The following is an 18,240-nucleotide window of genomic DNA, read 5'->3' on the forward strand; positions in this document are numbered from 1 at the left end:
TACCCGCACATTGCGGAAGCTCTCAAATGGCTGAAGCTAAGTTCAGCCGTGTTCGACGGCGAGGTGGTTGCGCTGGATGAATCGGGCAGGCCCAGCTTCCAAGAATTGCAGAACGCCCGTCTCACCAAGCGCCCGATCGTCTATTTCATTTTTGACGTGCTGCATCTGAATGGCCGGGATCTCCTGGACCGGCCTCTGTCTGCGCGGCGAGAGGAACTCGACAAACTGGCCTCACTCTTTTCTGATCCGCTGCGGCTGAATCTTGAGTTTCACGTTTCTCTTGCTGCTTTCACCGAGCAGGTGCGCAAGCTGCGCCTGGAAGGAATTGTGGCGAAGCGTGCGGATTCGATCTACATTCCCGGAAAGGAATCGGATGCCTGGCGGAAGCACCGCTTCAATCAGGAAGATGAGTTCGTCATAGGCGGCTACATCCCCGGCGGACAGAATTTCTCGGAGCTACTCATCGGCGAAGAGCGAGGGGAGGATCTTGTCTTCATCAAGCGGCTTATTGCGGGGTTCGTGCCGCACACGCGCGCAGAGGTTTTTGAGGCGATCAAAGGATTACGAACGAAGAAGTGTCCTTTTTCGAATCTGCCCGAGAACCGCAAGAGCCCGCATGCGCTGGCCGCCGAGAAGATGCGGGAATGCGTTTGGGTGAAACCCGAACGGAGATGCGAAGTGGAATTCGTGGAGCGGACAAAGGGCGGCAGATTGCGCCATCCGGAGTTCAGGAGATTGGTAGACTAGGACCGCAAAAGTCGGGGCCTGCGGTCACGAGTTTTGCGTGAGGTTTGGGACTCAAGTTTTGCGGGATTTTGATTGGAAAAGGCGCGTGGTTACGCGCCTTTTTGTTTCGCTTAGTTACTTCTGTGAAGATGCGGCTGAACGAGCGAAATAGATGTCGCGGCTAATCCGCACTAGCCCTGCGGTAGCCGGATCGCTTCGCGTCCAGATCACATTGAGGGTTCCGTCAGGATTGAACCAGCTTCCCATGAGATCCCCTGGCGCTTCACTCGTCGCTGATGCCACGGGATTCGTGGGATCGATCGAGGTTAACGCAGGCTTCGCGCCCGGAGTCCAGATGGCACCGTAGACAAACCAAGGCGAGGTATTGTTCGGGCGATAGTAGATGCCCACTCCGAGCCGTTTACCGTTTGGCGAAATGGAGAGCGAACCATAGCGATAGCGACCGTACATGGGCGTGATGTCGCTCACTGTCCAGGTGACTCCGTGGTTTGTCGAATGGTAGAGCTTCAGTATGTTGTTCACAGGATTGCAAACGGTGCCGTTGACCGGATCGGTGGAACATTGCAGCGTACCTGCATCGACATACAGCGCCCAAATCGAGCCGTCAGGCGCGACGTTCACTGTTGGCCAACTATTGCTGCTATCGAGTGCCTTGTAGTGATCGATCTGGTAACGGCTAAAGCTCTTGCCATCATCGGCTGAAACGTACGCATAGATATTGCCGGTCGCATCGGGCCCCGTGGTCAGATCGTTGGCTCCGCCATCGTTGTTGCAGACTGCATACACGTAGAGGGAATTAGGAATGTGATCGGCAGCGGGGCGGCACCAGCCGGAATCATTCAACGTGTATCCGAAACTGTCGAATGTCTCGGCTCCATCGTAAGACTTGTATACCGTATAACGGCCAGGTCCGAAGCCGCTACCCGTTCCCTGCCCCAGGGGATAGGTGACCTTGTCGCCTTCATTCCCGAAATAAAACACGTGTCCGATGCCGTGAGCTGTAACCCATGGACGATCATCGACCGGCTGGAACGAGGGAACGAGCGGTCGGGTTAAATCGAATCGAATGTTTCCCGGACCGGTTGCGGTCCATCGGGTGATGGTGTTATCCGTAACGTTCGTATCAACAAAATAGAGATGGTAATCATCGTCAAGGGCCATATCCCCTTCATCGCCGAATTCATGCTGTTCAAGCGATAGCGGAGTGAGTCCGGGCAGATCATGGAAGGTCAGACCACCGTCGGTAGAGACCCAATCCCAAGACATGCTACGCGTGTAGGTTGGAGCGTTGGGATCAGGTCCGAGGACCAGTTGCCAGTTTTCCTTATGGGCGGTAGCGAAAATGTTTCCGAATTGGTCGACGTACACGGCAGGCTCATATCCTTTGCCAGGATATGGCGTGACCTGGATTGGCGGTCCGAATGCTGTTCCGGCGAAGGCTGTTGAGAAAACGCAGAGAAGAAGCAATGCCATCACAAGTGGCGCCGCGCCGCGCACTTTCACAAGATTCATAGGGGACGATCCTTTCTGATGAGTGAGATCGGGCTGGAGAAGAACTGCTAGAGATAGAAAGCCCCGCGAGAAGATGCATTCAGGTAAGGCGAGGATGTCTGGCCGACATCGCGCGATCGTGGGACGTGTACAATGTGCGGAATTTATGGATACGAATGAGATTCTGAATGCATTGAAAGAGGAGCGCGAGCGGTTGAGTCGCGCGATTGGAGTTCTTGAGGGCGGTTCAAGAGGCGCTGTCGGGCGACCTGCGGCGGTAAGTGGCGCTCGACAAGGGCGGCGGCGAATGAGTCCCGAGGCGCGGGCACGGATTGCGGCGGCTCAGCGGAAGCGATGGGCAAAGGTGAAGGCAAAGAAGAAGTGAGGTCTCGTGAACTGGAAGGAGCGTTTGGGTGCATTCCTCCTAGGTCTCGTCGTTTTCTTAGGCGGACTGGAAGCGGTCAGGCGAAACGTCTCCTGGAGGGATGGCCGTGGGGACACTTTCTTTCCTTCCCATTTTTGCGCATACGGCGTCTTGATAATGGCGCTTTCGATCCTTCTTCCCAGCAGAAGCTTCTTCTATCGTCACATCTATCCGCGGATCAGCAAGAAAAGCATAATACGTAGCTACAGACAACTCCACGATGGGCGAAGGTGAAGGCTGAATACGCTACGACGGTACATTTCGCGTCATTGAGAACAGGCCGTTCTTCGGCTGCGAGGTGGATGGCGAATTCATATCGCTCGGCAGAGCGCTTCTCAAGAATGCTACGGTTGATCACCTGACTGGTGAACTCAGGATGGAGGCCCCGCTCCCACAAGGGTCCGGCTCCAATGATCCGCGGAGGAACATTCTTTTATGCGATCTGCCGTCGCGGGCTTTAGAACGATTTTTGCCAGGCGCGGTTAGAAGTCTGAAACAGAGGATCGTTGAGAACGATTGGGACACCGACAAAAGCGTTGATGAGTCCATGCGCTTAGCTCGGATGATTCGAAAGCGAGTCGGGCAGAGCCGTGACAACCCAGGTCGGGTATCCAGGTAATCGACAGGTGACCCAGCCTTCCCTTTTTGGTTCTGGACTCGGATTCAGACAGTGAGGGTGCCCTACTCTCGCGCGGTGTTTGTCTAGTCCCACTGTCTGGGAGTCTGATACTAAAACCCGAAACAGGAAGAGGCGGGCACCGGCCCTTAATCATTCCGGAGAGCAAGCGCTGGATCGACGCGCGATGCTCGATGCGCGGGAACAAAGCAGGCAAGAGTTGCCACTGCCAAAAAGGATAAGAGATACCAAAGTGACAGCTGGGCATGGTCGGCGGAAGCCATAGAAGAAGGCACCCATCGAGTGCGCCTGGAAGCGGAACAATACCATCCTGCTGAACTTAGTCAGCGTCTCCCAGAGACTCTGCATTTTTAATCCAATATAGCCACCCCTGCATTTTCCGGCACATCTCAGCCAGCAGCCAATCTGCTCTTTAGGAAGTGTGAACATGAAGCGTGTGTTTACGCTGCTCGTCCTCTGTGCGTGCGTATTCTTAGGCGCATGCGGAAGTACTTCCAACAACAATACGTCGTCCAGCAACAGCAATAGCCCAGCACCAGGCGGCAACGGAGGCAGCTCAGGATCCGGTTCGGGCGGGGGAGGCAGCAGCTCTGGCTCGGGATCCGGATCGTCCGGCGGCACCACGGGGGGAGGCAGCAGCGCTACCGCAGCTATTGCTTATGTCGCCGGCTCAAATAACGACTTCGATGGTGTGCGCGTGGACGGCAGTGGCAACGCGAGTTCCACTTCGGGATCCCCTTATGCGCTCGGCGGCCCTGTGCAAGACATGGCGATCAGCGGTGGTCTGCTGTATGTGGACTGGTCCGTGCCGAACACCGGTGGATATCAGTTATCGGCGTTCAAGGCCGACGGCAATGGTGCCCTGATCAGTCTCAGCTCGATGAAAGTGGACGGTCCGACGATTGGCTTCGATCCTTCAGGAGCTAGTCTCTATGTTGGCGAAGGTCCCGGAATCGCCGAATATAAAGTGGATCGCAGCTCTGGAGCTTTGACCCCTTTGCCGGGCTCTCCGTTTTCAAATCCAGCGCCCGGAGGAATGGCGTTTCCAGTAGTCTCGCCCAATGGATCACATTTGTGCGCTCGCTTCAATGGGCCCAGGGCGGTTGAGGCCATCCATTGCTTCGTGCGTCATGCCGATGGATCGCTGGACTCATCGGGTAAAACCATTCCGATGTCCAGCCAGAGTGGGATCGGGTTTCCCTTCTTGGGCATCACCTCCGACAATACATATGTCGTGGCCAGCGATGGGAGTCAGGTGGAAATCAATCCGATTGCGAGCAACGATGCTACAGCCCCAAAGAGAGTGTCGTCTGGTGGGCAGAACACTATGGGCATCGCGATTAGCGGCCCATGGGTTGCCGTAGCAAACCACGATTCGAACACAGTATCGATATTTGCGGTGAACTCAGCGGGACAAATGACGCTGACGGAAACTCCAGTGAACACTGCAGGTCCGCCCAATCGTTTGGCATTCTCCCAAAATGGAATCTACCTCTTCGTCAGCAGTGACGCAGGCATGAGTGCCTTTCAATTCGATCCCACCACCGGCTCACTATCGCCGCTGAACGGAGGAAAATCCTTGCCCGGAAGTAGTAGGGCTGTGACGGCTCAGTGACAAGCCGACTTTTCAGTACGTATATGGCAGGCTGCGGCGCATAACTACCGGGTTGCCGACCATCCACGAACTGCCAGAGTGTGCCGTCACAAGGGCGACCTTATGAGTACCTAAGTAGCTGGTGCGGTCCGTGAGTGGACCGTTCTGAATTTCCCTTCCATCCTTAAATTTTCAATTCACGTGTTGACTGCTGGTGGTCGAGTGTCTACCATTCTGTCCAATTGATGGTCGAATGTCTTCTATGGCCAAAGAGACACCGGAACGCGCGAACCTCCTTCAAGGCACCCTTGACATGTTGATCTTGCGAACTCTTCTTTATGGTCCTGCTCACGGCCACCAGATCGGCAAGCATATTCAGCGCACTACGAATGATTTTCTCCAGATGCAGCACGGCTCGCTTTACCCCGCGCTGCACCGGCTGGAGCGAAGGGGATGGGTCGCTTCGAAATGGGAGATGGCTCCAGATCGGAATCGGGAATTCAAGTACTACCGCCTTACGGATAAGGGAAGAAAACAGCTTGTCGTCGAAGAATCTCAATGGAAGCAGATGGCAGAAGCTGTGGCGCGGGTGATGTGGCCCACAGCTGAGGAGAGCTGAGATGAAATGGTGGCAGATCGGGAAACGCGATGCCGATTTGGAACGGGAACTGCAATCGGACCTTCAACTGGAAGAAGAAGAGCAGCGGGAACACGGCATTGCGCCAGAAGAGGCCCGCTATGCCGCCCTGCGCGCCTTCGGCAATCCCAGTGTGATTAGCGAGCAAACTCGCGAGGTCTGGAGTTGGGACAGGCTCGAAACTGTTCTTCGCGATCTAAAAATCAGCATCCGCACGCTCGCGCGGCAGCCGGGATTTTCAGCGGTGGCGATGCTGGTGATCGCCGTTGGCATGGGGGCGACTATCTCGCTGTTCACCGTCGTCTGGTCGGTTCTCCTGAAACCTCTGCCGTTCGATCGCCCGGAGCAACTTGTTCGGCTGTACGAAAGTAGCAAGCGCTTCCCCTGGAACGGGCCCGCGCCGGGCATTTACCGCGAATGGAAACGCCAAAGCAAGTCATTCTCCAGCCTCGCGCTGTTTAAGGATTGGCCGCCGTACAATCTCTCCGACGGCGGCACGCTGCCCGAACAGGTTCGTGCAACCATCTGTTCCTGGGATCTTTTCAACACGCTCGGTGTCCAGCCCAGCATCGGACGCTCCTTCACGGCGGAGGACGACCAGCCTTCCGCCAACAGCACAGTCATCCTCAGTTGGTCGCTTTGGAAACGCCGCTTCGGCGGTGACCCATCCGTGGTCGGCCGCAAAATCAATCTAGATGCCAAACCCTACACCGTCATCGGCGTGATGCCGCGTTGGTTCGCCTTTGCCGAACAGAAAGTGCAGATCTTTCTTCCCGTCTACCACGAGAAAAAACCCGAGGAGATGGCCGCGATCGACAACCACGGCTTCAGGGTGATCGGGAGGCTGAAGCCCGGCGTCACACGTGAGCAGGCGGCACAAGAAGTTTCGGCGATCGTGCGCCAGATCCACGACGCCGATCTCGACAACCCATTTGTCAGTAGCGGAGCAGCCATCCGTCCGCTCATCGACTATCTGGTCGGCGACATTAGGCCCGCGTTGTACATGTTGCTGGCTGCCACCGGATGCATGCTGCTGATCGCGTGCCTCAACGTGGCCAACCTGCTGACCGCCCGCTCGGCGGCACGACGACGCGAAATTGCCATCCGGAGAGCGCTCGGTGGCGGTCGCTTCCGGCTAATTCGTGAGCAGCTCATCGAAACGTTCGTACTCTTTTCCGTCGGAGGAGCAGCCGGCCTCGCTCTTGCCTACGCGGCCCTCCGCTGGTTCATTATTACGCGGACCGACATGGTGCGCGTGGAGTCGATCCGCATTGATGGCGTCGTGGTCGCAACCGTCGCGGGACTCGTGTTGATTTGCGCTCTGTTCGCCGGACTCATCCCAATGCTGGCAAGCCGTTCCGGGAACCTGGTCGCGGCGCTGCAAGAGTCGTCGCGGGGTTCCACCTCGGGCTCTTCGCGTACCGGTGTGCGCAAAGTACTCGTGGGCGCCGAAGTTGCGTTCACCGTTGTTCTGCTCGTCAGCGCCGGCTTGCTGCTCAAGAGCTACATGCGGCTGCGCTCAAATGACCTGGGCTGCGCGACCGACAATATCCTCACCATGCGTTTCACTCTTCCGAAAGTGCAGTACAGCAAGCCGGCGCAGCGGGTAGCATTCTTCGACGATCTGCTCGTGCGTGTGAGTGCACTGCCGGGAGTGGAGGCGGCCTCCCTCGTCCTCGCGGTTCCAGGCAAAGGATACTTCGGTGACGGCGGCGTGAGCATCGCCGAGCATCCGCCGTTGCCGCAGGGGCAGACGCAAGAAGCGATCGTCCGCTCGGCTGATCCCGGCTATTTCGCGTCGATAGGCATCCCGCTCCTCCGCGGGCGCACCTTCGGTTCCGATCAGCGTCTCGACGGCGCGAACGAAGTCATCGTCAGCGCTGGGTTCGTGCGGAAGTATTTTCCAAATGAGGACCCGATCGGCAAGCACCTCATCACCCTGAGTCATCATAGCTACGAGGTAGTCGGCGTCGTGGGCGATACCCGATACGAACTGGCGGAGCCGCCGGAGCCGACGATGTATTTCCCGATCGACGCAGGCACAGAGACGGGCGCCGCCCTCGTCCTCCGCGCCGCACGCGATCCCGAGAGCCTCGCCCTTCCCATTCAGAAGGTCATCGAGCAGATGGATCGCGAACTCGCCGTCTCCGACGTGCTCACGATGAATCAGATCATCAACAAATCATCGCTCGACGCAAATTTCGAAGCGACGTTGCTGGCTGCCTTGGCGGGCATATCGCTGTTGCTGGCTGCGGTGGGTCTGTTCGGCGTGCTCGCATACTTGGCGACGCAGCGACGCACGGAGATCGGTATCCGGCTGGCACTCGGGGCGCAACGAGAACACGTCCTGCATCTGATGCTCCTGGACGGGCTTCCTCCCGCCATTGGCGGGGCTGTAGCAGGCTCGCTCCTCGCCATCGCCGCCGCGCAACTGATCCGCTCCAGCTTGTATGCCACGAAGCCGCTCGACCCTGCCGTGTTCGCCGGTGTCATCGGACTCCTGTTCACGGTTGCAACTACGGCGTGCCTGCTACCGGCGTGGCGCGCCTCGCGCGTACAACCAGCGACGGTTCTACGCAGCGAGTGATGTCGCGGGACGTCGACAAGCAAACGGGACGGCATGACGTTGCGCTAGCGCTCGCCAGTCCTGAGAATTTCGTAAGTCGTTGGTGAGTGAGGGGCAACTCGGAACTTGCATCATAAAATTCCCATTTCTGAATAGCCGACTAACCGCCCACAATTTTCCAAAGCAGCGCGTTCCAACACTTCCAAAGCACCAACAAATCCGAGCATCCTGAGCGCAGGAGGGACCCGCGCGTTTCCGGGGACCCCGCCGAGCGCTGCGGTTGCGCTCGATGGGGCGGGCGCGGGGGACGCCGGAGTCGAAGGATCTTTTGTTTTGCTTTGCCCAATGCGCCAGGCACACAATCCCCACCCATGTTCAGCAGCCGCTACTTCGTCCAGCGCCACAGCGAATCATCTGTTACTCGGTGCTATCCTCTTCCGTTCAGATTTCATCCAGCCGGAGCTGCCATGACTCGACACTCATCCTTTTTGCGCGACCTCTCTGTCCTGCTTAGCTGTCTTTGCGTTGCTGCCTTCGCTGCCGACGTTCCCCAGCGTACTCAACCCACGAGCTTCCATTACCAGAAGCCGCCGAAGGTTATTGCCGATGTACTCGAGTCGCCCGCGCCGCCTACGACCATCGTTAGCCCAACCCATGACCGCGTACTGGTTATCGACAGTCTTCGGCACCCGCCAGTCTCCGATCTTGCCCAGCCCATGCTCCGCATTGGTGGACTGCGGATCAACCCTGCCACCAATGGACGTCACCATCCGGCGCATCATGTTGGTCTGCGCCTGGTCGACATTGCCAGCGGCAAGCAAACCAAAATCGAGACGCCGTCGAATGCTTGGCTGAGCGTTCCGGAGTGGGCGCCTGATGGCAAGCACGTCGTCTTCACCAACACGACGCAGAACGCGACAGAACTGTGGATCGCTGATGCCGCTACCGGAGCGGCTCACCGCTTTCCCAATTTGAAAATCAACTCGACGTATGGCACGCCAGTACAGTGGAGCACCGGCAGCCGTTCCCTACTCGTCCAGCTCGTCCCGGCGCTGCGCGGCAATGCGCCCAAAGCCATTGCCGTTCCCACTGGCCCTAACTTGCAGGAGAGCTCCGGTAAACCTGGACCTGTGCGCACCTTCGAAGACCTGCTGCAGAGCCCGCACGATGAGGGGTTGTTCGACTACTACGTCACCTCGCAGCTCGCGACTGTAGATACCCAGACCGGCAAGGTTACGAATATCGGGACGCCGGCTATCTTCGACACCGTTGAGCCTTCCCCTGACGCAGAGCACATTTTGGTCGCTCGCGTCGTGCGTCCCTATAGCTACCTGCTGCCGGTGTTTGGATTTGCCAAGGAGGTTGAGGTATGGAGCAAAACGGGAACTCTTGAACACAAGATCGCCAGCCTGCCGACGGAAGAGCAGGTTCCCATCGAAGGCGTACTCACTGGCCCGCGCGATTGGACTTGGGTCGCAACCAAGCCGGCTACGCTGTTATGGGCCGAGGCGCTCGATGATGGCAATCCAAAGAAGAAGGCAGCGTTCCGCGATCGTGTGTTTATTCTGGCTGCGCCTTTCCATGGTGAGCCGGTTGAGCTGGTCAAGTTGCAATACCGTTACCAGGGCGGCGGATTTCGTTCCCGTCCGATCGTCTTCGGCGAGACGGGTGACTGGGCTTTCGTGCATGACTACGATCGCGACCGGCGCTGGATCCGCACCTTCGAAATCCATCTCGATCAGCCGGGACAGCAAGCGAAGCTGGTGTGGGAACGCTCGATTCGCGACCGCTATGGCGATCCCGGTAACCCTGTGCTGCGCATGCTGCCCAACGGACAGCGCGTGATTTTGCAGCACGACAATTACATATTCCTCGAAGGCGATGGAGCATCGCCGAAGGGCGACTTCCCCTTCCTCGATCGCTTTGATCTGACCAGCCAGCAGTCAGCGCGGCTGTTCCGTGCTGCCGACAAGACCTACGAAAACTTCGTTGCAATACTCAGCGACGATGGTTCGCGCTTCATTACCCGTTTTGAAACTCCCGACGATCCTCCGAACCTTTACATCCGCAGCCAACAGAATTCCGATCAGAAGATCGCGATGACGCATTTTCCCGATCCAGCGCCTGGGCTTCGGGGAATCAGGAAACAACTGGTCACCTACAAGCGCGACGACGGCGTCCAGCTTTCCTTCGAGCTCTACCTGCCCGCCAGCTATAAGGAAGGCGAGCGGCTGCCGACCATTGTTTGGGCGTACCCGCTGGAATATTCCGACGCTGCCACCGCCAGCCAGGTCTCCGGTTCGCAATATCGGTTCGTAACGATTGGCGGAATCTCAGAGCTGTTCCTGGTCACGCAGGGATACGCCGTTCTTGATAACGCTACGATGCCTGTAGTCGGTGATCCGGAGACGATGAACGATACTTACGTCCAGCAAATCGTTGCCAGCGCAAAGGCGGCGATCCAGAAGGCGACCGAAATGGGAGTTACCGATCCCAAACGCGTGGGACTTGGCGGTCATAGCTACGGCGCCTTTATGACCGCGAATCTGCTCGCGCATTCAGACCTCTTCCGCGCCGGCGTGGCTCGCAGTGGCGCCTACAATCGCACGCTCACGCCCTTTGGGTTCCAGAGTGAGCGGCGCACTTTCTGGGAGGCGCCCGAGATGTACATGAAGGTTTCGCCATTCGCCTTCGCTGACAAGATCAGGAATCCGATTCTGCTGATTCATGGTCAAGCCGACGATAATCCCGGCACATTCCCAATTCAGAGCGAGCGCATGTACCAGGCGCTAAAAGGCAACGGCGCAACCGTGCGCTACGTGACGCTGCCGTATGAAGCTCACGGCTATGTTGGCCTCGAGTCGGTCGAGCATGTCCAGTGGGAGATGCTGAACTGGTTTGACAAGTACGTCAAGAACGCGGCTGCGGAGACTGGCTCGACGAGCATAAACTAAGTAGATTCTGTCCAAGTAGAAGTTGCAGGCAAATGAAGATGCAGGTCCAGTGTTACTCAGGTCGCAAAGCGGACGAGAAGCCGGTCCGCTTCCAACTACGCGATCGCGAATATCTGGTCGAGGAAGTCGTCGATCAGTGGTACGGCCCTGAGCACCAGTTCTTCAAACTGCGAGCCGATGATGGCAACCTATACATTCTTCGTCATCAGACATCGGTTCCGAATGGGGAATGGGAGCTTGTCTCTTTTCGGCAAACCAGATCGGCCTGAGCCTGACCAAAGTCGGCGTACTGTGACTCAGGAAGCTGATATCGTACCGCTCCGCAATTACACTGCGCTCCGGCGCATGCTGAACACTGGAACATCAAACGAACAGGAGTGAAGAGATGAGACGAAGCCGCCCAATTCTCGTCGTTCTTGCTGTCATCTTGTCAGCCGCTCAAGTCGGCCACTCTCAAGCTGCAAAGTCGGCATCTTCGGAAGCGAACTTCAAGGCGCTCATGCAGCGTATCTGGGACGCATGGGGTTCAGGCGATCCGGCAAATGCGGCTCCCTTTTATGCCAAAGGAGCCGATTGCGTCTTCTTCGATGTGACGCCGGTGAAGTATGACGGCTGGGCGCAATACAACGAAGGCGTAAAGAAAGTGCTGGCTAATTTCCAATCTGCCAAGTTCAGAGTCAATGCTGATGCCCGTGTTCATCGCCTGGGCAACTATACTTGGGCAACCTCGACCATCGACACTGACCTGGTTCCAAAGAATGGATCGGAGCAAAAAGGCACGTGGCGTTGGACAGTTGTGTGGTCGCGAAGCGGAGAGAACTGGCTGATTATTCACGAGCATGTTTCAGCCCCTCTGCCATGAAAATGAAGAAGCCGCAGGGCAAGCTGCTGTCTGAAGAAATGTAGAGCTTCAGTGGAACGACGCCATCCAGCAGCCCTGCAATTCCCCATCCCTGCATCCCAAACAGAAGGAGATTGACGTGTCTGCAGTTTGGAGTGGACATCTTCATTTCGGACTTGTGGTAATGCCCGTTCGTCTTTTGGTAGCGGCTCGGACTAAAACGACAAGGTTTCGGCGTCTTCATCGCAAGCCGGCAAAGCCGTTCTTACCAACTGCATCGTTTCCTTCATTCGCGAGCGAAGCGGACGACGAAAGTTCCTACATGGATGACAGAGATGAACGCGCAAGCGACGGAAGTGACTATCGGCTCGCTTCTGGCGAGACCACTTCGCATGAATACGCCCCTGTTCGACAGGTCCTGCAATCCGAAGCGACTGGCGAGGAGATCCGGCCAGACGAACTGTTCAAGGGATATGAGTTCGCGCCGAACGAATTCGCCGCCATTGATCCGCAGGAGATTAAGGCAGCAGAGGTTGAGACCTCCGACACGATTGAACTCTTCCACTTCGTGAAGGGAAGAGACGTAGACCCGATCTACTTCGAGCGTTCGTATTACGTTGCTGCTGATCCCGGCGCCGAAAAGGTGTACGGCCTGCTGCTCGAAGCGATGCGCCGAGAGGAGTGCTTCGGAATTGCCCGAATTGGGATGCATCGCCGCGAACACATGCTGATCCTGCGGCCTGCGAAGGACTGTTTGGTTGCGCACACCATGTTCTATGCCAATGAAGTGCGACCCGCACCGCATCTGGCGCTGGAAAACAAGTTCAGCGAAAAAGAATTGTCGATGGCTGTTGCCCTGATGCAAGGTTATTCGGGAGCATTCGAGCCTGATCAGTTCAAAGATCTCTATCAGGAACGCATACAAAAGATCATCGAAGCACAGTTGAGCCAAGTCGAGCCTGAGACACCCGCCCCGCTCCGAGAACCTGTGAGGAACATTCCAGACCTGATGGAGAGGATTCGACTGAGTCTTGCTCAGATTGAATCTAAGGAGTCAAAAGCTAAGACTGCGAAGAAGCAAGCTCAGAACATCGCTGCTGTCGCCAAGAAAAAGCCACAAAGGGCGCGGGCCTAACCGAACCTCATAGCCAGCAGAGCTGCTCTCCAATTGATGAGAGCAGCGTCTCTTTCCGAGCTCCCGATGAGGGAGAACATGTGCGGCAATCAGAGCATCTAACATATTAGTTCCCATGGAATAAACCCTATGAAACGCCTGAGCCAGAATCTCAGATCATTCCTTCTGCTCGCCGTATTTGCGCTTCCCGTAGTAACTGCCGGATGTGCGGAGAATCGGGGATATGGATACCGGTATTACGATTCGGCCAACAACCGCTACTATGATCCTTATTACAACGACTATCACTACTGGAATCCCGGCGAACAGGCTTACTACAACCGGTACTACGTCGACAATCACCGCCAGTATCGCGACTTGCAAAAACTAAACCGCGACCAACAGAAACAGTATTGGCACTGGCGGCACGAGCAAGCCGAGCATCGTGAGCACGAACACGGCCGGCACTAGAGGATTTTCCAGCCGTTCGGATAACCTTCTTCAGGTACTCGTGAGTAGAAGAAGAACGCGCGTTACCGTCCCTGTCCAGCGTTCACAACTCTGTCGGCGGGCGCTCGTGTTGCGACCTGACGTCGGTCGAAGATGATCTTGGCGAACACACTAAGCGCGACGCGCAAATGGGAGGGGCGAAGGCGAGCTTCACGCGAATCCCCGGCGTGGGATACGTCCGGTTCTGAACGCGAGAGTTCCGGAAGCGAACACGCGCTACCATCAAATGCTACCTAATCATCTTTATTTCCAACTCCATAGCAGCGGTCGGCGATTTGCCTGAAATGTTCCAAGGAGAATTGCCATGGTTCAGAGCGTCGCGAGCTTCTTCCGAGATCTGAAGTTGGCTGCGCGGTCGCTGAGCCGTGCCAAGGGTCTGACGCTCTCGGTGATTCTGACCCTGGCACTTGGAATCGGGGCTAACGCCGCAATGTTTACTCTGCTGCGCGGCGTACTGCTAAGACCCCTGGTTAACCGCGACGAAAGCCGCCTCATTTACATCCGGCAAAGCGTGGACGGAAAAAACGCCTGGTTCTCGGTTCCGGAAATCGATGACTTGACTTCGCGTGTGAAGACGCTGCACTCCTTCGGCGACTTCTCCACCATCGGATTTACTCTGGTCGGACTTGGAGAGCCACGCACAGTTCGGGCCGGCGTAGTTGGAGGCTCGTATTTTCAGGCGATGGGATTACGTCCGATTCTGGGCCGGCTGCTGGACACGAGCGACGATGGACCGAACGCCGCCGGCGCTGTCGTACTGACGCATCGTTTCTGGTCCACAACCCTGAATCGTGATTCTTCCGTAATCGGGAAAACCGTCCGGCTGAGCTCATTCATTGATTCGCGCAACGCTACGGTCGTCGGCGTTTTGGAGCCGTGTGTTCCTTATCCGCAGGACACCGAGATCATTGGCAACATCGTCACCAGCGCTCATCATCTTTCGGCGACGATGGTCACCGGGCGAATCCATCGCATGACTGAACTGTTTGGGCGCCTGAAACCGGGTGCCACTTTGGACGAAGCTCGCGCAGAGCTGGATTCCGTGTACAAGAGCATGAAGCGGGAGCATCCGGAAGCTTATCCATCCAGGCGGGACTTTCAGATCAGCGCGACGCGATTGCGCGACCAGCTTACTTCCGGAGCACGGACCATATTGCTTGTGCTCATGGCCGCATCGGTGCTGGTCTTCATCATCGCCTGTTCGAATGTCGCGAATCTGATTCTGGCGCGCACTGTGCGCCGGGAAAATGAACTCGCCATGCGCGCAGCGCTCGGAGCCAGCACACTCGACTTGCGCCGTCTTCTGTTGGCCGAGAGCCTGCTGCTGTGCGTCGCAGGCGCGACCCTGGGCATTTTCATAGCCAGGCCGCTCGTGGCTGTCCTTGCGCAATACGCATCCCGGTTCTCGGTTCGCGCGCTCGATCTCACCATTGATTCGAGCATGCTCTGGGTGGGTGCTGGACTGGCTGTTCTCGCCGCAACCCTGCTGGCATTCGTCCCGCGGCTGCCGTCGTCGCGGGTTCCCCAGGGACTCGGGCTGGCCGCCGGGAGCTTGCGAATTACGGGCACCACCAACAGCAGGCTGAAAGTTTTCGTTTTGGTACAAGTGGCAGCGTGCTTCGTACTCATGGCAGCATCCGCGGCGACGGTCAATACTCTGCTCTCGCTCGAGTCTGTCCGCGCCGCTTTTGAGACGCGCCACATTCTCGCCGTAAACGTGCCGGTGATCCGCGACGAAAAAACGACCGCTCAGGTAATGGACTATTACCGCGAAGCGATGCGGCAGATCCGCGACTTGCCGAGCGTTTTGAACGTTGCTCTCACCACGACTGTTCCATGGCGCGATCTCGGCGAATTCTCCCTGGAATTCCTGACCGACAACCACCCTGCCGGTGCAGACCAGAAATATCCGCGCGCGAACCTGCGGACTGTCTCACCCGGATTCTTTGCGACACTCGGCCTACCGCTGATTGCAGGACGCGACTTCACCGATGTGGACCGCATCGACAGCGAGCCCGTCGCTATTGTGAGCCAGAGCGTGGCGGACCAGATGTTCCAAGATGGGAACGCGCTAAACCACTATGTAACGTGGACCGATCCCGGCCTGAAGTTCGCTCCCGGATTTACGCTGGCTTCGCGTCGCATCGTCGGCATTGTTCCGGATCTCGATAATGAAGATTTTGTTCCCCGCCCGATCATGTCGGTCTATCATCCGGCGGGTCAGGAGCAGGCATTTATGGCGGGACGTCTTCTGATCGAGGTGCGCTCTGATCCGTACGCTCTGGTTCAGCCGGTTACGCGTATCATCCACAATCTGTCCGCCGATCAACCCGTCGAACGCGCGCAGACTCTGGAAGACATCCGTACAGAGGTGCTCTCTCCGGAGCGGCTCAACGTCCTCATCTCCACCGTCTTCGCCGGCGTAGCACTGCTGATCGCCATTGTTGGTGTGGCTGGCGTGCTCGCATTCTCAGTCAGCGGCCGCACAAGGGAATTTGGAATCCGTCTGGCAGTGGGCGCGGCGCCGCAGGATCTCCTTGTGCGCGTGATTACTGAAGGCGCCGTAATGGCCGCAGGCGGCCTTGCGCTCGGTCTGGCGGGAGGGTTCTGGCTAGCCAAGCTCGCCGGCTCCTTTATAGGCGGCGTCAAGTTGCCAGGAGCGCTGCCGCTAGTCGGGTCCGCGCTGGTGCTGCTGGTTGCCGCTGTAACGGCGTCGATGATTCCCGCGATGCGCGCAGCTCGCGTCGACGTGATCCAGGCGTTGCGTACTGAGTGAGTCTCGGAATTGCCCTATGCTGCGGCTTTAGCCAGCGCCGGCGCGACACCGAGTTGCCGCAGCATTCCGAGCACGTCGTAGCATCCGAAGTCATCAACGAGTTGTCCGTTTTTAATCCGGCTGATCACGACGCCCTGTACCGAGACGCGCTTCCCGGTCGGAGCTACTCCCATCAGTTCCCCACGATGCGTGCCTTCGCCTCTCCAACGGGTGACCACCGTATCAGTTTCCGCGATCTGCTCGTCAATCGTCAGTTTTAAATCGGGAAAGGCGTTTCGGTAAGTGCTGACAATTCCTCTGTAGCCCTCGCGGCCCCGCATGGCTCCCACCGTAGGCTCGAAGTAAGCGTATTCGAGAGAGATCAGTTGGTTGACGAGCTCCAAATCGCCTTGGTTAACGATTTCTACAATGATCCGCCGCACAAGAGCTTTGTTCTGCTCCGACATATTTCCTCCTTTTGCTGCATCGATCGCACTGGTCCCGCGCTATTGGGAAGGCGCCGGGATGCCTGAGGTCTCGGAGAGGGCTCACATTATGTGCTTCCCACGAAGGACGGTCAATGACAATGGATCTCGTCGCTCGCGCCGAATCGCACTTAGCGCAAAATCAACAAATTGCAAGCAATGCAGACTCTTACGCCAACCGGTCTGAATGGATTGGCATCTATTGTTGTATCTGGCCGAATGTGTCCTTATGTGCAGTACCAGCAGTAAGCTTTACGTAATGACGACTGCCGACCAATATGACAGTCCAGAGCAGCCGGTTTTCAGGGTTGGGGACACGATTCCTAAAAGCGGAATTTATCGTGTCTACCATTCTGCTCACCGGAAGCCCCACGAAGTCACACTTCTGAGTAAGGAAACCTTTCCTCCTTGCATGAAGTGCGGTCATTCCGTCTCTTTTGAGCTGGTAAAGGCAATTCCACGTCTCGAAGACAAAGATTTTCAGATCCGCCTTTACGCGATTCCGGATGAGGAGTCGGAAGCGGCATAAGACGGCTTCACTAGAAACGACGAAAGGCCGCTATCACTTTCCTTTAGCTTGGATCGACAATAGCTCGACTTCAAAGATGAGCGTGGAGTTGGGTCCGATGTCAGCGCCGGCGCCTCGTTCGCCGTATGCCAGATCCGCGGGAATAAAGAGTTGCCACTTTGATCCGACTGGCATCAATTGAAGCGCCTCCGTCCATCCTTTTATAACTCCATTCACGGCAAAGGTTGCTGGTTGTCCGCGCTTATAGGAGCTGTCAAATTCAGTGCCATTGATCAGCGTGCCGCGGTAATTGCAGGCCACGGAGTCAGTGGCGGATGGCTTGGGTCCAGTGCCCTCTTTTAGAACCTTGTATTGCAGGCCGCTCGGCAGCGTGACCACGCCTTCTTTGCTCTTGTTTGCAGCGAGGAATTCCTCTCCTTCTTTCTTATTGGCTAGCCCAAGCTGCTGCGCCTTCTCCTGCTGTTTGGCGCGCATGCCATTTTGCAGTGTCGTCAGGGTAGCCATGGCTTCGTCGTCGGAGAGCAGCGGCTTGTTCCCACTGAGGACATCTTTCAATCCTTTAGCGACAATGTCTGGTTCCACTTGCAGCGATTGTCTCTGAACACTCTTCGCCATACTCATACCGATCGCATAGCTGATTTTGTCCTGCTGCGTGCTGAGAGCAACCGGCTTAGGCTTGGCTGGCGGAGCCGGAGTACGTTTCGCAGTAGCCCTCTTCGTCGTGGTCGCAGGAGCTGGTGGAGAATTCTTCGCAGCCGTTTGCTGTGGAAACACGTTACCGAGCAGCACAATCGGTAATATCGATGAGCTCACAAATGTGGCAAGCGGATTTTGCATTTCTCTATCCTCGCACGAGAACAAGCGAATTTAGGGGATCACACTTTGAGGAAGCGCAAAGACTTTGTCGCTCACGACCGCAATGCCGAATAGCAAGGCTGCCATACCGCAAGGTTGAA

Annotated in this window: 17 protein-coding genes; 13 read left to right on the top strand and 4 right to left on the bottom strand. The window is 56.9% G+C overall.

Annotated features, from left to right (window positions below; all coding sequences use genetic code 11):
- The coding region (locus DMG62_18670) for an ATP-dependent DNA ligase (GenBank protein PYY21362.1) at positions 1–747 on the top strand (747 nt) is incomplete at its 5' end.
- Between the two features lie 114 nt (positions 748–861).
- On the opposite strand, the gene DMG62_18675 is transcribed toward DMG62_18670, so the two are convergent.
- Positions 862–2,259: a hypothetical protein gene (locus tag DMG62_18675; protein ID PYY21363.1), complete on the bottom strand. Its 1,398-nt coding sequence runs from the start codon at positions 2,257–2,259 to the stop codon at positions 862–864.
- Positions 2,260–2,353: 94 nt separating this feature from the next.
- Between DMG62_18675 and DMG62_18680 the strand changes: the two genes are divergently transcribed.
- Positions 2,354–2,623: a hypothetical protein gene (locus DMG62_18680; GenBank protein ID PYY21364.1), complete on the top strand. Its 270-nt coding sequence runs from the start codon at positions 2,354–2,356 to the stop codon at positions 2,621–2,623.
- Between the two features lie 337 nt (positions 2,624–2,960).
- Positions 2,961–3,281, top strand: a complete 321-nt coding sequence (locus DMG62_18685; GenBank protein PYY21365.1) for a hypothetical protein — start codon at positions 2,961–2,963, stop codon at positions 3,279–3,281.
- Between the two features lie 150 nt (positions 3,282–3,431).
- Here DMG62_18685 and DMG62_18690 read toward each other — a convergent pair whose 3' ends face one another.
- Positions 3,432–3,923 (bottom strand): hypothetical protein, encoded by a 492-nt coding sequence (locus tag DMG62_18690; GenBank protein PYY21366.1) that lies wholly within the window; start codon positions 3,921–3,923, stop codon positions 3,432–3,434.
- 67 nt (positions 3,924–3,990) lie between these two features.
- Here DMG62_18690 and DMG62_18695 point away from each other — a divergent pair, with 67 nt between their 5' ends.
- From DMG62_18695 to DMG62_18735, 9 genes are all read left to right on the top strand, one after another.
- Positions 3,991–4,914 (top strand): hypothetical protein, encoded by a 924-nt coding sequence (locus DMG62_18695; protein PYY21367.1) that lies wholly within the window; start codon positions 3,991–3,993, stop codon positions 4,912–4,914.
- Between the two features lie 241 nt (positions 4,915–5,155).
- Complete coding sequence (locus tag DMG62_18700) at positions 5,156–5,512, top strand: PadR family transcriptional regulator (protein ID PYY21368.1); 357 nt, start codon at positions 5,156–5,158, stop codon at positions 5,510–5,512.
- Position 5,513: 1 nt separating this feature from the next.
- A complete protein-coding gene (locus DMG62_18705; GenBank protein PYY21369.1) occupies positions 5,514–8,117 on the top strand; it encodes an ABC transporter permease in 2,604 nt (867 codons plus the stop codon).
- A 350-nt stretch (positions 8,118–8,467) separates the two neighbouring features.
- On the top strand, positions 8,468–11,050 hold the full coding sequence (locus tag DMG62_18710; GenBank protein PYY21370.1) for a prolyl oligopeptidase: 2,583 nt from the start codon (positions 8,468–8,470) through the stop codon (positions 11,048–11,050).
- Positions 11,051–11,082: 32 nt separating this feature from the next.
- A complete protein-coding gene (locus DMG62_18715; GenBank protein PYY21371.1) occupies positions 11,083–11,319 on the top strand; it encodes a hypothetical protein in 237 nt (78 codons plus the stop codon).
- A 116-nt stretch (positions 11,320–11,435) separates the two neighbouring features.
- The gene (locus DMG62_18720) at positions 11,436–11,912 is read left to right on the top strand and encodes a hypothetical protein (GenBank protein ID PYY21372.1); all 477 of its coding nucleotides are present in this window, start codon (positions 11,436–11,438) and stop codon (positions 11,910–11,912) included.
- Positions 11,913–12,030: 118 nt separating this feature from the next.
- On the top strand, positions 12,031–13,026 hold the full coding sequence (locus tag DMG62_18725; protein PYY21373.1) for a hypothetical protein: 996 nt from the start codon (positions 12,031–12,033) through the stop codon (positions 13,024–13,026).
- Between the two features lie 129 nt (positions 13,027–13,155).
- Complete coding sequence (locus DMG62_18730) at positions 13,156–13,476, top strand: hypothetical protein (protein ID PYY21374.1); 321 nt, start codon at positions 13,156–13,158, stop codon at positions 13,474–13,476.
- A gap of 343 nt (positions 13,477–13,819) precedes the next feature.
- Complete coding sequence (locus tag DMG62_18735) at positions 13,820–16,291, top strand: multidrug ABC transporter substrate-binding protein (protein ID PYY21375.1); 2,472 nt, start codon at positions 13,820–13,822, stop codon at positions 16,289–16,291.
- Positions 16,292–16,305: 14 nt separating this feature from the next.
- Here DMG62_18735 and DMG62_18740 read toward each other — a convergent pair whose 3' ends face one another.
- Positions 16,306–16,737 carry an ester cyclase gene (locus DMG62_18740; protein PYY21376.1) on the bottom strand — a complete coding sequence of 144 codons (432 nt, stop codon included), beginning with the start codon at positions 16,735–16,737 and terminating at the stop codon, positions 16,306–16,308.
- A gap of 277 nt (positions 16,738–17,014) precedes the next feature.
- Here DMG62_18740 and DMG62_18745 point away from each other — a divergent pair, with 277 nt between their 5' ends.
- Complete coding sequence (locus tag DMG62_18745; protein PYY21377.1) at positions 17,015–17,284, top strand: hypothetical protein; 270 nt, start codon at positions 17,015–17,017, stop codon at positions 17,282–17,284.
- Positions 17,285–17,317: 33 nt separating this feature from the next.
- Here the strand turns inward: DMG62_18745 and DMG62_18750 are convergent, their stop codons facing one another.
- Positions 17,318–18,121, bottom strand: coding sequence for a hypothetical protein (locus DMG62_18750; protein ID PYY21378.1), 804 nt, complete (start codon positions 18,119–18,121; stop codon positions 17,318–17,320).
- Between the last annotated feature and the right edge of the window lie 119 nt (positions 18,122–18,240).

This window comes from Acidobacteriota bacterium (assembly GCA_003225175.1).
GTDB lineage: Bacteria > Acidobacteriota > Terriglobia > Terriglobales > Acidobacteriaceae > Gp1-AA112.

Excerpts from the sequence above, each read along its gene's own strand:
- DMG62_18720 (PYY21372.1), top strand. The coding sequence starts at position 11,436 with ATGAGACGAAGCCGCCCAATTCTCGTCGTTCTTGCTGTCATCTTGTCA.
- DMG62_18705 (PYY21369.1), top strand. The coding sequence starts at position 5,514 with ATGAAATGGTGGCAGATCGGGAAACGCGATGCCGATTTGGAACGGGAA.
- DMG62_18750 (PYY21378.1), bottom strand. The coding sequence starts at position 18,121 with ATGCAAAATCCGCTTGCCACATTTGTGAGCTCATCGATATTACCGATT.
- DMG62_18730 (PYY21374.1), top strand. The coding sequence starts at position 13,156 with ATGAAACGCCTGAGCCAGAATCTCAGATCATTCCTTCTGCTCGCCGTA.
- DMG62_18735 (PYY21375.1), top strand. The coding sequence starts at position 13,820 with ATGGTTCAGAGCGTCGCGAGCTTCTTCCGAGATCTGAAGTTGGCTGCG.
- DMG62_18745 (PYY21377.1), top strand. The coding sequence starts at position 17,015 with ATGACGACTGCCGACCAATATGACAGTCCAGAGCAGCCGGTTTTCAGG.
- DMG62_18680 (PYY21364.1), top strand. The coding sequence starts at position 2,354 with ATGTCTGGCCGACATCGCGCGATCGTGGGACGTGTACAATGTGCGGAA.
- DMG62_18740 (PYY21376.1), bottom strand. The coding sequence starts at position 16,737 with ATGTCGGAGCAGAACAAAGCTCTTGTGCGGCGGATCATTGTAGAAATC.
- DMG62_18675 (PYY21363.1), bottom strand. The coding sequence starts at position 2,259 with ATGAATCTTGTGAAAGTGCGCGGCGCGGCGCCACTTGTGATGGCATTG.
- DMG62_18700 (PYY21368.1), top strand. The coding sequence starts at position 5,156 with ATGGCCAAAGAGACACCGGAACGCGCGAACCTCCTTCAAGGCACCCTT.
- DMG62_18710 (PYY21370.1), top strand. The coding sequence starts at position 8,468 with ATGTTCAGCAGCCGCTACTTCGTCCAGCGCCACAGCGAATCATCTGTT.
- DMG62_18715 (PYY21371.1), top strand. The coding sequence starts at position 11,083 with ATGAAGATGCAGGTCCAGTGTTACTCAGGTCGCAAAGCGGACGAGAAG.